17 protein-coding genes and 1 tRNA gene are annotated in these 12,891 nt (G+C 42.4%); 1 reads left to right on the top strand and 17 read right to left on the bottom strand.

All coding sequences use genetic code 11. The annotated features are described in order from the left end of the window. Nucleotides 1-209 precede the first annotated feature (209 nt). From era to STRDD04_RS04580, 5 genes are all read right to left on the bottom strand, one after another. The gene (gene era / locus STRDD04_RS04560) at nucleotides 210-1,109 is read right to left on the bottom strand and encodes a GTPase Era (RefSeq protein ID WP_062199733.1); all 900 of its coding nucleotides are present in this window, start codon (nucleotides 1,107-1,109) and stop codon (nucleotides 210-212) included. A gap of 66 nt (nucleotides 1,110-1,175) precedes the next feature. Beyond that, nucleotides 1,176-1,580: a diacylglycerol kinase family protein gene (locus STRDD04_RS11430; protein WP_062199735.1), complete on the bottom strand. Its 405-nt coding sequence runs from the start codon at nucleotides 1,578-1,580 to the stop codon at nucleotides 1,176-1,178. Further along, nucleotides 1,561-2,058, bottom strand: coding sequence for an rRNA maturation RNase YbeY (ybeY, locus tag STRDD04_RS04570; protein WP_015605451.1), 498 nt, complete (start codon nucleotides 2,056-2,058; stop codon nucleotides 1,561-1,563). Before ybeY ends, STRDD04_RS11430 begins: the two co-directional genes overlap by 20 nt. A gap of 316 nt (nucleotides 2,059-2,374) precedes the next feature. Beyond that, nucleotides 2,375-2,447 (bottom strand) — tRNA-Thr (locus STRDD04_RS04575). Nucleotides 2,448-2,496: 49 nt separating this feature from the next. Then, nucleotides 2,497-3,066 (bottom strand): GNAT family N-acetyltransferase, encoded by a 570-nt coding sequence (locus tag STRDD04_RS04580; protein ID WP_062199737.1) that lies wholly within the window; start codon nucleotides 3,064-3,066, stop codon nucleotides 2,497-2,499. Nucleotides 3,067-3,248: 182 nt separating this feature from the next. On the opposite strand from STRDD04_RS04580, the gene ald reads away from it, so the two are divergent. Then, nucleotides 3,249-4,361 (top strand): alanine dehydrogenase, encoded by a 1,113-nt coding sequence (gene ald, locus STRDD04_RS04585; protein ID WP_062199739.1) that lies wholly within the window; start codon nucleotides 3,249-3,251, stop codon nucleotides 4,359-4,361. Between the two features lie 44 nt (nucleotides 4,362-4,405). On the opposite strand, the gene STRDD04_RS04590 is transcribed toward ald, so the two are convergent. The 12 genes from STRDD04_RS04590 to STRDD04_RS04645 all read right to left on the bottom strand — a co-directional run. Beyond that, complete coding sequence (locus STRDD04_RS04590; protein ID WP_062199741.1) at nucleotides 4,406-5,401, bottom strand: PhoH family protein; 996 nt, start codon at nucleotides 5,399-5,401, stop codon at nucleotides 4,406-4,408. A gap of 91 nt (nucleotides 5,402-5,492) precedes the next feature. Beyond that, entirely contained in the window at nucleotides 5,493-5,708 is a 216-nt protein-coding gene (locus STRDD04_RS04595; protein ID WP_037618377.1) for a YozE family protein, read from the bottom strand. Nucleotides 5,709-5,768: 60 nt separating this feature from the next. Beyond that, nucleotides 5,769-6,623: an RNA-binding virulence regulatory protein CvfB gene (gene cvfB, locus STRDD04_RS04600; RefSeq protein ID WP_062199743.1), complete on the bottom strand. Its 855-nt coding sequence runs from the start codon at nucleotides 6,621-6,623 to the stop codon at nucleotides 5,769-5,771. Nucleotides 6,624-6,720: 97 nt separating this feature from the next. Continuing rightward, nucleotides 6,721-7,278, bottom strand: coding sequence for a ribosome recycling factor (frr, locus tag STRDD04_RS04605; protein WP_062199745.1), 558 nt, complete (start codon nucleotides 7,276-7,278; stop codon nucleotides 6,721-6,723). Between the two features lie 18 nt (nucleotides 7,279-7,296). Then, nucleotides 7,297-8,022 (bottom strand): UMP kinase, encoded by a 726-nt coding sequence (pyrH, locus tag STRDD04_RS04610; RefSeq protein WP_037618371.1) that lies wholly within the window; start codon nucleotides 8,020-8,022, stop codon nucleotides 7,297-7,299. 136 nt (nucleotides 8,023-8,158) lie between these two features. Beyond that, nucleotides 8,159-8,812, bottom strand: coding sequence for a DUF1803 domain-containing protein (locus tag STRDD04_RS04615; RefSeq protein WP_062199747.1), 654 nt, complete (start codon nucleotides 8,810-8,812; stop codon nucleotides 8,159-8,161). Beyond that, nucleotides 8,805-9,317, bottom strand: a complete 513-nt coding sequence (locus STRDD04_RS04620; protein WP_062199750.1) for a YiiX/YebB-like N1pC/P60 family cysteine hydrolase — start codon at nucleotides 9,315-9,317, stop codon at nucleotides 8,805-8,807. Before STRDD04_RS04620 ends, STRDD04_RS04615 begins: the two co-directional genes overlap by 8 nt. Before the next feature lie 96 nt (nucleotides 9,318-9,413). Beyond that, on the bottom strand, nucleotides 9,414-10,349 hold the full coding sequence (locus STRDD04_RS04625) for a manganese-dependent inorganic pyrophosphatase (RefSeq protein WP_062199752.1): 936 nt from the start codon (nucleotides 10,347-10,349) through the stop codon (nucleotides 9,414-9,416). 16 nt (nucleotides 10,350-10,365) lie between these two features. Next, the gene (locus tag STRDD04_RS10555; RefSeq protein WP_082757342.1) at nucleotides 10,366-10,668 is read right to left on the bottom strand and encodes a transposon-encoded TnpW family protein; all 303 of its coding nucleotides are present in this window, start codon (nucleotides 10,666-10,668) and stop codon (nucleotides 10,366-10,368) included. Nucleotides 10,669-10,752: 84 nt separating this feature from the next. Further along, the gene (locus STRDD04_RS04635; protein WP_062199754.1) at nucleotides 10,753-11,172 is read right to left on the bottom strand and encodes a nuclear transport factor 2 family protein; all 420 of its coding nucleotides are present in this window, start codon (nucleotides 11,170-11,172) and stop codon (nucleotides 10,753-10,755) included. A 26-nt stretch (nucleotides 11,173-11,198) separates the two neighbouring features. Then, nucleotides 11,199-11,642 carry a GNAT family N-acetyltransferase gene (locus STRDD04_RS04640; protein WP_197460081.1) on the bottom strand — a complete coding sequence of 148 codons (444 nt, stop codon included), beginning with the start codon at nucleotides 11,640-11,642 and terminating at the stop codon, nucleotides 11,199-11,201. A gap of 632 nt (nucleotides 11,643-12,274) precedes the next feature. Beyond that, a partial coding sequence (locus STRDD04_RS04645) for a radical SAM protein (protein WP_062199758.1) occupies nucleotides 12,275-12,891 on the bottom strand: 617 nt, incomplete at its 5' end.

Here is a 12,891-nt window from a genome sequence, read left to right on the forward strand (position 1 = left end):
TATTCCCAATACTTCTCTCTAGTTTTACATTCTTAATAATATTTGATTTCATCAAATTATTAACGGTTGTTGCACCAATACTATAACATTCATATTTATCAAATATTACTGGTGTCGAATAAATACTATTTTGAATTAACTGCTCTGACATTGTGATTGCCTTCTCTCTATTTTTGGTTTACATTAAAAAACTCTTTTAAAAGAGTTTTTTAGTATTCCTTCTCATTATAGCCGAAGTCCGCCAAGTCCAGCTTCTTGTCCCGCCAATTTTTCTTGACCTTGACCCAGGTTTCGAGATAGACTTTATCACCCAGCATGATTTCAATATCTCGACGGGCCATTTTCCCAATCTTCTTGAGCATAGCTCCCTGTTTACCAATGATAATGCCTTTTTGGCTGTCGCGCTCCACCATGATGGTCGCTCGGATATGGACTTTGTCCGTCTCCTCGTCCCGCTTCATACTCTCAATAACCACCGCCACTGAGTGAGGAACTTCCTGTTCCGTCAGCTTGAGAATTTTCTCCCGAATCATCTCAGACACCAGAAAACGCTCCGGATGGTCGGTAATCTGATCTTCTGGGAAATACTGGAAGCCTTCCTCCAGATTCTCACTGAGGATGTCAACCAGACGGGAAACATTATTGCCCTGCAAGGCTGAAATCGGCACGATTTCTTTAAAGTCCATCTGCTGACGGAAATCATCAATTTGCGCCAAGAGCTGATCTGGATGGACTTTGTCAATCTTATTGACCACCAAAATAACTGGTACCTTAGCCACTTTCAAGCGCTCGATAATCATGTCATCGCCCTTACCACGCGCCTCATCAGCCGGTACCATAAAGAGAACAGTGTCCACCTCACGCAACGTACTATAAGCCGCTTCGACCATGAAATCACCTAGAGCCGTCTTAGGCTTGTGGATTCCCGGCGTGTCGATAAAGACAATCTGCTCCTTATCCGTCGTGTAAATACCCATAATCTTATTGCGTGTAGTCTGGGCCTTGTCACTCATGATGGCAATCTTTTGCCCCATGACATGATTCAAAAAGGTTGATTTCCCAACATTAGGGCGTCCTAAAATGGCTACAAAGCCTGATTTAAAAGTCATTATTTTACCTCTATTATTTCCATTAAAACAGCAGAAAATCGGGGATAACCGCCGATTTTCAAATTCTTAAAAAATCCAATCCCAAATTTTGGGAACAAAAATAATCAGCCCTGTCACAACTGCAAAGCCTGACACGACCAGAACAGCTCCCGCCGCCATATCCTTAGCATTCTTGGCCCGCATAGAAAAGTGATAGTCACTAGCTAGATCCACTACATTTTCAACGGCAGAATTCATAATTTCAAAGGCGATGACTAGAAAAATGCTCAGCAGCAAAAAAAGCCACTCCGCCGCAGAAATACGAAAAATCAAGCCTGCAATGATAGCAGCAACAGCCGAAAGAACATGACTCTTCATATTCTTTTCTTCCTTAAAGGCCGTGAAAATCCCCGTCAGGGCAAACTCCAAACTCGAAATGACATCTCGGTTCTTCCATTTGCGCTTGTTTTTTTTATTGTCTTGTAAGTCCATAAGCCGTTAAAATTTCTTCCTGTAAGCCAAACATTTCTGCTTCTTCTTCTGGCGTATAATGATCATAGCCATTGATATGCAGAAAACCATGCACCGCCAAAAAACCCATCTCTCGCTCAAAACTGTGACCGTATTCTTCCGCCTGCTCCCGCGCCTTGTCCACCGAAATGAAGAGCTCGCCGATATAAGCATCAAAATCCTCCAGCATCTCAGCCAGCTCAGGATTGTCCGCCAAATCTTCCTCGTCAAAAGCAATATCCAGCTCTGGCTTGTATTCCAGACTGATGACATCCGTCGGTCGGTCGGTGTCTCGGTATTCTAAGTTGAGCTCATGGCTGCGCTCATTTGTTACAAAGGTTACAGCCATTTCCTTATTTTCTTTGCCCGTTTTCTGAGCCGCAAACTCCAAGATTTCCTGAGTCTGCTTGATGATTTCTTGAGAAACCTGACCAGTCTCATCCACCATTTCGATATACATGTCCCACCTACCTTGCTAGTATTATTCTCATTATATCATATTCAGACAAGGATGAGGGGCCCTAGGATACATTTTTGAAAATTCCTCCTTTTAAGCCGACAGGCTGTATCCGCACTTGAAATAAAAAAGCTGAGAATTTTTCCCAACCTTTTCTATCAAGTGCTAATTGCAACCTTAATTCCCTTGTATTGCCCTAATTTAACCAAGCAAGAAACTGAGTTTTATCTTTTTTGCATTATGATTTGGAATAAATTAGGCAATATTTGGGGCAGACAACAAAAACCCTTGTAAATCAAGGGTTTTCTTTGTGGATTTATGCTAATTGCCGGGATCGAACCGGCGACCTCATCCTTACCATGGATGCGCTCTGCCAACTGAGCTAAATCAGCAGTACTTATCTACTATATCATGTAGATAAACACTTGTCAATATCCTTTCTCATTTTTTTGCAAAATATTCTTCCCTAGTTAGATAGTAATGCACTCGTGTCACAATGCGCCCTTCCTCATGCTTGTCCCAAGCCGCGTAAGGCTCTTCGTGGGAAAAGATCATCCCCGACTTTTGCATGACCCGACCAGAGGCAGGATTATAGATATCATGAAGAGCTACCAACTTGTTCATCCCAATCTCCTCAAAGGCTAACTTAATCACCGCCTGATTGGCTTCCGTCGTATAGCCCTGATTCCAGTATTTTTTATTGATCACATAGCCGATAGCTGCCGTTTTCAAGTCCAACCGAATCTTATGCAGGTCAATCGTCCCGATAAAGTCGCCAGTTTCCTTCAACTCGATACCCCAGCGCCCCAAAGGATTAGCCAAATAAAACAAGGCAATATTATTGCGTGTTTCTTCAAGACTTTTATTCGTCTCAAAAGTATAGCGAGTGTTTTCCTCATCCGAAGCATATTCAAACATGGCTGGAGCATCATCCAAGGTTACTGGGCGCAGAATCAGCCGCTCAGTTTCTAGTCTAGAATGATGGGTCAGCTTGACATAGATATTTTCCATCAAATCCTCCCCATTTTTCTTACCAGAATAGCACAATTCCCAGATAAAAACAATTCTTCCCAATTTTTTCTTGCTTTTTGAAACGGTTTTATATAAAATAAAATCATCACAATATTCGACTCGGCTCTCTCCGTAATTTCCTATTATTGAGGGACTGGATTTAGAAAAAGGAGTAAACCTTTATGTTAATTGGAATTCCTAAAGAACTTAAAAACAACGAAAATCGCGTTGCCCTGACCCCAGCTGGTGTTCACAGCTTGGTTGGCCTCGGCCATCGCGTACTCATCGAGACTAATGCTGGATTAGGCTCCGGCTTCACAGATGCTGACTACCAAAAGCAGGGAGCAGAAATCGTCCCTACTGCTGCAGAAGCTTGGGCTGCTGAGCTGGTTGTTAAGGTTAAAGAACCACTGGAAACTGAATACCAGTTTTTGCGTGATGACCTTCTACTCTTCACTTACCTGCACATGGCTGCTGCTCCCGAATTGGCTGATGCCATGGTAGCTGCCAAAACAACAGGTGTAGCCTACGAAACTGTACGCGATAATCAAGGTCACCTCCCCCTTTTGGTGCCGATGAGTGAAGTTGCTGGTCGTATGGCTGTTCAAATCGGAGCTCATTTCCTGACCAAGCAGGCGGGCGGATCTGGTGTCCTCTTGGGAGGGGTGCCAGGGGTGCCAAAAGGTAAAGTTACCATCATCGGAGGCGGGGTCGTGGGGACTCATGCCGCCCGTATCGCTCTAGGACTTGGAGCTCATGTTACTATCTTGGATATTAGCGCCAATCGCCTATCTGTGCTAGAAGATGTCTTTGGTCACCAAATCCAAACGCTCATGTCCAATCCATTTAATATTGAAGAAAGCGTTCGAGATGCGGATGTCGTTATTGGAGCTGTTCTCATCCCTGGGGCAAAAGCACCTAAACTAGTAACCGACGATATGGTCAAACAAATGCGCCCAGGTTCTGTTATTGTGGACGTAGCAGTTGACCAGGGTGGGGTCATCGAAACAGCTGACCGAGTGACTACTCATGATGAACCAGTCTACGAAAAACACGGTGTCCTCCATTATGCGGTGGCCAATATCCCTGGTGCGGTAGCCCGTACTTCCACTATTGCCCTGACCAATGTCACCCTACCTTATATCGAGGCGCTGGCAGGCAAAGGCTTCAAACAAGCCATTGCTGAAGATGAAGGCCTGCGCCAAGGTGTGACGACCTACCAAGGTCACATCACTAGCCAGCCCGTTGCAGAAGGTTTGGGATTGGGCTATACCTCTATTGACCAACTTGTATAAAAATTAAGAAAGAGCAGATTTCACCCTTCTGCTCTTTTCTTATGCTATTCTGTTTCTTCTTCTGCCGCCTCATCTGCTCTTGGTTTAACTGGCACAGGTTCATAAGCTCGGATAATCTCCGCCACCACCGGATGGCGGACCACATCCTTGGCTGATAAATGCACAAAATCAATCTGGGAAATGTTTTTCAACTTCTCCTGAGCGTCAATGAGTCCAGATTTGACATTGCGAGGCAGGTCAATCTGACTGATGTCTCCATTGACAATCATTTTGGACTGGAAGCCGAGACGTGTCAAAAACATCTTCATCTGCATGATGGTGGTGTTCTGAGCTTCGTCCAGAATCACAAAGGCATCATCCAGCGTCCGCCCCCGCATATAGGCTAGGGGAGCAATCTCAATGATTTCTCGCTCCATAAGGCGCGTTGTCTGATCCTTACCTAAAATCTGATACAAGGCATCATAGACTGGTCGCAGATAAGGATCCACCTTCTCCTTAAGGTCACCAGGAAGAAAGCCCAGACTCTCACCAGCTTCAACTGCTGGTCGTGTCAGAATAATCCGCTTGACCTGACCACGCTTGAGAGCTGTCACCGCCAAGGTCACCGCCAGAAAGGTCTTCCCCGTTCCGGCTGGACCGATACCAAAGACAATATCATGATTTTTAACGCTGTCCACATAGATTTTTTGGCCCAGTGTCTTGACCCGAATCGGCTTGCCATAGCTATCCTTGATAATCTCTTCTTCATAAAGTGCTACAAACTTATCAATCTCACCATTTTTGACCATGGTAATAGCTGTCACCACATCGGGCGTAGCAATCGTCATGCCACGATTGATCAAGACCAAGAGAGCCTGGATGACCTGTCTGGCCTCCTCACAGGCGGTCTCTGTTCCCAAAATCTGCACAATCTCAGTTCGGGCATGGATGGTCACCTTCAATTCCTGCTCCATCAGGCGCAGATAGCGTTCATTAGAGCCAAAGAGATGAAAAGAATCATCTGGATGGCCCAGCTTTAATTCTACTGAATGTTCCTGCAAATAAAGAACCTCTCTATTTTAAATTTTTTGAATGAATTACCTTTATTATATCAAAGCAAGCAGAAAATGACTATCCCCAGCCATCAACCAATCAATGGGCCTGATATTCTTCCCAAATAGCATCAAACTCGCCCAAGTTAAAGGAAAAATTTGCATGCTCCTCCAGAAAACGACTGACTTCATCAAAATCATCCGTATGCTTGGGAAATGTCGTGTCCTGAAAAGCTAAATCTGCTAAAATAGCCTTGGGCTCCTTGCTCTTAGGATTGCGCTCTGTCATCAGCCAGCTGTAAAATGATTTTCTCATAGGATCCTTTCTAAATCATATGCCTTCAAGTACAAGCTCTTAGTCAACAACTCTTCATCCTCACACCAACTCCGTTCCAGTCGCGTCCTGTTTGATTTTTCCAGCTTTCATGAGGCCACCTAGAGCTTTTTTAAACTGGCCTTTGGAAATGCCAAAAGTGGCCTTGATGTCGTCTGGTGAAGATTTGTCGTTCAAAGTCATAAAGCCGCCGTTACTCTCCAGATAGGTCAAAATCATCTGGGCATCGTTTTCCAGCATTTCAAAGGAACGAGGCTTGAGGGAGAGGTTAAGGGTGCGGTCTACTTCACGGAAGCCAATCACCCGAGCATCCAGTACTTGTCCCAGACGTGGCTCTGCATAGCGCTCGCTTGGATGGATGAAGCCCAGCATATTATTCTCCGGCAGGTAGACAAAGGTGCCAGAAAGCTTGAGCCGGTAAACAATGGCTGGCCAATTTTGGTTCTGCATATTATTGTAGGCAGGACGAGCCAAGCGCTGGAAATCCTCCTGATAGGCCAGCTGTCCCCAGATGCGGTCTTTTTTGTCCACATCGAGACGGATATAAAGGCGGTCTCCCTTTTTAGGCCAGAGTTCCTTGATTTCTGGCAAGATGTCTAGTGACACGACGATTTGCTTATCCGGCAGACCCGTATCGACAAAGACACCTAGATCCTTGCGAACCTCTGTGACCGTTCCCCAACTAAAATCCTCTCGGGTAGCTGTGACCTCAAGAGTTGTCAGGCGAAGTTTTTGCTTCATATCGCTATAGGCAAAGCCCTTGACAGACTGACCTAGCTCATGCGAACCTTCTTCCTTAGAAAGGGCATAAGTCTGACCATCCTTTTGAACAAAGTAAAAGCGATCATTTTCATCCGTGATAATCCCCACGATGAAGCTAGCAAGATTTGTATTCATATAGTCCTATTTCTACCTTGCTTCTTCAAACTGCAAGGATTTTAATGTTAAAACAACTCAGTCAGCCAAGGCCAACTGAGTTTTGATTCTGATTTTTTTAAACTTCTAAGAGTTCCTTTTCCTTAGTTGCTGTCATGTTATCGATATGCTTAACTGCATCATCAGTGACTTTTTGGATGTCCTTTTCTAAAGTTTTCAATTCGTCTTCAGTAATTTCTTTAGCTTTTTCCTGCTTCTTTGCTTCATCCATAGCATCACGGCGAATGTTACGGATAGCAACCTTGGCATTCTCACCGACTTTCTTCACTTCCTTAGCCAAGTTCTTACGGGTTTCTTCAGTCAGGGCTGGGATAACCAGACGAATCACAGAACCGTCGCTGGCTGGTGTAATTCCTAAGTCAGAAGCATTAATCGCACGTTCAATATCTTTGATAGAAGACTTGTCAAAAGGTGTTACTAAGAGCACACGCGCTTCTGGAATTGTAATAGAAGCGATTTGGTTGAGCGGAGTTTCTACTCCGTAGTATTCTACATGGATGCGATCCAAAAGGCTGGCATTAGCGCGGCCTGCACGGATGCTACCATATTCACGCGCCAGACTTTGATGAGAGTGGGTCATTCTTTCTTTTGCTTTTTCTACAATTGCATTTGCCATTTTATTTTCTCCTAATTCTTATAACTTATTTGAGACAGTTGTCCCGATCTGCTCGCCAAAGACCACTCGTTTGATATTACCAGGTTCATTCATGTTAAAGACGACTAGGTCAATATCATTGTCCATAGAAAGAGTTGAAGCGGTCGAATCCATGATACGCAAGCCCTTGTTGATCACATCACGGTGAGTTAGTTCATCAAACTTGACAGCAGTTTTATCTTTGTTTGGATCGGCATTGTAGACACCATCCACGCCATTTTTAGCCATAAGAATAGCGTCTGCCTCAATTTCCGCAGCCCGTAGAGCAGCTGTCGTATCTGTTGAGAAGTATGGTGAACCAATACCAGCACCGAAAATAACAATCCGTCCCTTTTCCAGATGGCGGAGAGCTCGTCCGCGGATGTAAGGTTCAGCAACCTGCTGCATAGCAATCGCCGTCTGCACGCGGGTATCCACCCCAACCTGCTGGAGGGAATCCGCCATTACAAGTGCATTCATGACTGTACCCAGCATCCCTGTATAGTCAGCTTGGACCCGATCCATACCTGCTTCTGCTGCTGGTTCACCCCGCCAGAGATTGCCACCCCCAATAACCAAGGCAATTTCAATCCCCAACTCATGGACTTCCTTAATCTCTTCAGCCATTTTTTGGACAATCGCGATGTTGATGCCCACGCCTTTTTCACCAGCTAAAGCTTCCCCGGATAATTTAATCAAAATACGCTTATATTTAGGTTCTGCCATTTTTACACTCCTTATATTATCTGTACTATTTTACCATAATTTGAGATTTTTACATAGTCATATTTCTTAAAAAATTCTATTTTTACAATGCTACAGAATCTTGTTAAAAAGAATCAGTATGAACGTCGATGCCATCTCACCCTTTACTGAAAATCAAGCTAGTCTTGTCAAAATCTGCCTGCAACTCATACTTGCCGCCCTCATTCTGACGAATATAACCTAAAATCACCAGACTATCTACAAAGATATCACGTCGCTTCTGCATCAGTTCATCCTTACGGACATATTTAAGCAGAAAGCTTGTCATATATTTCAGGGCATATTCTGGATTCACATCTCCCAAAATGGCATATAACTGTTCCTGATCCTTACTCAAAGGATACTGATTTTTCAGTTTATAAAAATAGTTGGCCAAGGTCAGCTGATCCCTTTGAAAATCGCTCTTTTCCAGCAGAATAGCAGCATTGGTCTGATTGGAAAGTCGGGTTTCAAAGGATAAGTCTAGCAATTCCTGATAAAGTGGACTGTTGTCCCGAATAAAGACTTCCTGATCCAGAGACAGATTTTCTAGGTTTTCCAGAAGCGGAACCTGCTGATAATATCGCTTGTTTTCCCTCCGAATGTAGCCCGCCTTAATGCATTCCTCTATGAAGCGATCTAGATTGGGAAAGTCCGCAAATTCGCGTTTAATCTCTCTCAAAATCACATCATCTTGCTGATCCAGATAATTGATTAATTTTTGAAATAAGGGCTGACGTGTCAGCCGAGTCGGATTGATAACCTTAATCATGGAGCTCTCCTCTAAAAATGAGCTTGGTTGACTGAGCCAACTGACTGGGATTGGTACCGGGTTGCCCTAATGGAACGGCTAAGCCCAAATCACGATAGTAAGCCTGCCAAAATGAAGAAACATCCTTCTTGCCATCGCCAAATTGCATGGGAATGGTCTCAAAAATCGGCAGAATCCGAGCGATATACTCCGAGCAGTAAAATCCCTCGCTCTCAGGATAAAAACTAGCATTATAAGGCTTTCCCAAATGGGACTTGGCCTCTTCAAAGACGGCAAGCACATCTATATCAGGATAGAAAAAGGCATGGTAAACATCCTCTTCCTTCAAAAACTGAGTCAAAGGCTGCCGGATGACTCCCTTGTCCTCCGTCGCATGGTACATTTCCCCATCAAAAAGGATGCCCACATGACTGTATGAGCCTGTCGCTGTCCGAATCGCTGTTGCCATATCGGATTGCCCGATTGTAAACAGCAAATCTCCATTTTGTAGATCTTGAGTTTTCATTTCTATAATCTATTAAAAAAGGAGCCGAAACTCCTTTTGAAATATGAGGAAAATAAGTTTTCCCCATCTACCAACTTAAATAGTCTAGAGAGCTATTTAAGCATTAAAACTTTCAGTCAACTGCGGTACAACTTGTTTCTTACGAGAAACAGCTCCTGCCAAGAAAGCATGATTGTTCTCAAGAACGAAGTTAAAGGCTGCTTCAACCTTATCCATATTGCTACCGAGAGCTAGGATTTCAGAGTTGGAGTTGACGATATCTGTAATCATCAAGACAAAGTCAGAGTAGCCATTATCAGTGTTGGTCTTTTCAATAGCTGCTTCGATTTCTGCTTGACGCCCCAAGACTTCCGCAATATCTACAGTGTTGACTTGCGCCACACGGACATTATTTCCGTTCAGCTCAAAAGTTTTGGCATCAATGTCAATCAATTCTTCTGCAGACTTACTCGCCAAGTTTGTACCAGCCTTAAGCATAGCCAAACCATATTCTTCCAAGTTAACACCAGCTAGTTCAGCCAATTCTGGTGCAATAACCTTGTCACTTGGATGAGTGGTTGGTGACTTGAGCAAGAGGGTGTCAGAAATCAATCCTGACAATAGAAGACCTGCAATTTCCTTAGGTACAGCTACACCGTGTTCCTTGAACATACGGTAAACAATAGAGGAAGCAGAACCCACTGGTTCCAAGCGCATGTAAAGCGGGCTAGCTGTTTCAAAGTTAGCAACACGGTGGTGATCCACCACGCCGTAGACTTCAACATCAGCAATGTCTGCAACAGACTGTTGGAATTCATTGTGGTCTGTCAGGATGACCTGTTCAGCTCCTTCTGCCTTAGCAGATGTGATCACGCGCGGTGCAACCACATCAAAATAATCCAAAACAAAGGCTGTTTCTTCATTAGGCTCGCCCAGAGCAACCGCTTCTGTATCCAAACCGTAAGCTTCACGCGCCAAATAAGCAAAGGCATAAGAAGACCCGATTGCGTCTGAGTCAGGATTTTGGTGACCGAAAACTAAAATTTTAGACATGATAAACCTCTTCATTTTATAATAATTTGACTACAATTATTTTACCATATTTATCAGATTTTCTCCAAAAGAGAGTGGAAATTTTTATAAGAAAAACAGACTGGGTAGGCCTGTTGCTACTTGTCCAGGACTTTTTAATCAAAATCATCTTTTTTTCGTTCGATTTTCTCTGCAACTCCCTTAGCATAATTCTTGTCAGTTTATCTTGCATTGTTTCAGTTGCGTTCTCATTGAAGTGGACAACAACCTCATAGGTGGTTTTTCCAATCTTTCTTTTTGTGCTAATACCTTTTTTATCTATCTTTTTTAGTTCTTCCATAAATTCTCCTTTCCTCGTTGGAATAAAAAAAGCGATTAGATTTTTTATTTTCTAATCGCTCTTGCCAATATTTTGAAGTTAGTTCTAAAACCAAGAAGCTCTATCATCTCTAAATTGAGGTTTCTCACTATTTTCATATGGATTATAATGATTGATGTTGCAACCAAATTCTTTTAGTTTCTTGATTTTATTCTCTTTTGTCCACTCAATCAACGATATACCATCAAATTCTTCTATTCTTCCATCATTCATCTTATTTTTGAAGTACCATTCAACAACTGTTTGATGTTCACTATGGAAAAACTGCTTAATTTCCCAACAAATAACTTTTCCTCGACTGTTCCATTCATTAAACCAATGCTTTACAGTGGCTCGATTTTCATATTTAGGACACCAACTTTCAGTATAAACAATATCTTCCGCAAATATATCATCTATTCCTAAATCTTGTTGTTTGAGCCACATATCAAACCATAAGCTAATGATCTTCTCTTGGTTTTTCATATTAATCACACTCCTAATACTCGGACTTATAAATCCATTTTTAGATAAATCATATCTACTAATTGGACATCTTCTTCGTAAATCGGATGTTCATAATTATCTATAAAAAAATTCTTGATGGTATGAGAACGAATAAAGCCGCATTTTTCATAAAAAGGAATGGTAGTCTGACTTTCTCCCGTTCCCACTTGCAATACGGAATATTCCCCTTTGTATTTCTCTATAATAAAATCAATGAAAGCCTGTCCGTATCCTTTTCTTTGATAATCCGGATGAATGGCGATATTTTTGATTTCAAGAGTATTATTCCCCACATTTAGGACAACACACTCGCCCTTTACGCCATTATCGTCTAAAATATACATTGTGCCATCTGCTATATATCTATCGATCATATCTTCTTGTTCGTCTGCCAGTAATAAAAGCGATAAAAACTGCTTCTTATTTTCTACAATTTCTCTTATTTCTATCAATGTGAATACCTCTCAAATCAATGATATTTTATTTCTCTTAAATTTTATTATACTATTAATTTCCAAGCCTTTACATTTCCAAATACCACAAAGGAATATTTTTAGTAAACCCACTACAAAACGGTGGCAAGCGGTTTAAGGCTCTTTCTCTCTCAGCTTGAGTTTTTGTACCTATTTTGCGTTTAGAAACAAAATAGAGTGTTTGTACCGTCTTTTAAGCCTATCTTAAAGGTAATCTCCTAAACTTTCATACAAAGCGGTTATTTTCTCGTAGTTTCTCACGATTACCTCCTTTCGCCAAACTTCTTAATACCAAATATAGGAATGGGTGTAGTGATACCATTCTCCATTTGTTAACCTTGCACAAACAACTCCTTTTCCCAACCACACCTCTACAACGCTTATCCCATCTTTGTAATCATTGCCGACTGTATTTTTATGGAGTTCATTGGTTTTGAATAGGATTTCTTTTTGTCTGTCATTTATTTTTTTCCAAGCCTTTTATCATAAATCACTCCTCTCAAACAATAAAAAAAGAATTAAGCAAGACATTTTTCACTAAAATAGTGATTACGTGTTCTTCTTAATTCTATAACTCCCGCAGCCCATTTATTAATACTCAAAATAGATTAGTTACTGTGCACCCGATTCATGTACTCAGTGTAGGATTCTGTCTGCATCAGCTCCTTGGCATTCTTGACCCGCTCAGCAGTTGGTGGCTTAACACCTTCCAGTGAATATGGAATCCCCAGCTCCTTCCACTTAAACTCACCCATAGTATGATAAGGCAAAATTTCAAACTTGTCTACGTTTTTCAGCGTTTTGACAAACTTACCCAACTCAATCAAATCTTCATCACGATCGGTCAGACCTGGCACAAGAACATGGCGAATCCAGACAGGTTTTCCAATATCGGACAGGTACTTAGCACAGGCCAAAATGCTCTTATTGCTATGGCCGGTCACAATTCTGTGCTGAGCATCATTGATTTCTTTGATATCCAGCAAGACTAAATCCGTCACCGCCATGAGCTTATTAAATTTTTCCAAATAGCGAGGGGTATTTCTAAAAGGCAGAGCACAAGTGTCCAGCGTACAGTGAATGCCCAGTTCTTTCGCTTTGGTAAATAAGGCAATCAGAAAATCAATCTGCAGAAGAGCTTCTCCGCCGCTGACTGTAATACCACCTTTATTGCCCCAAAAACCTTTGAAACGAAGGGCTTCCTCCAACACATCGTCTACCGTAC

It is taken from the genome of Streptococcus sp. DD04, assembly GCF_001578725.1.
Classification (GTDB): Bacteria; Bacillota; Bacilli; order Lactobacillales; family Streptococcaceae; genus Streptococcus; species Streptococcus sinensis.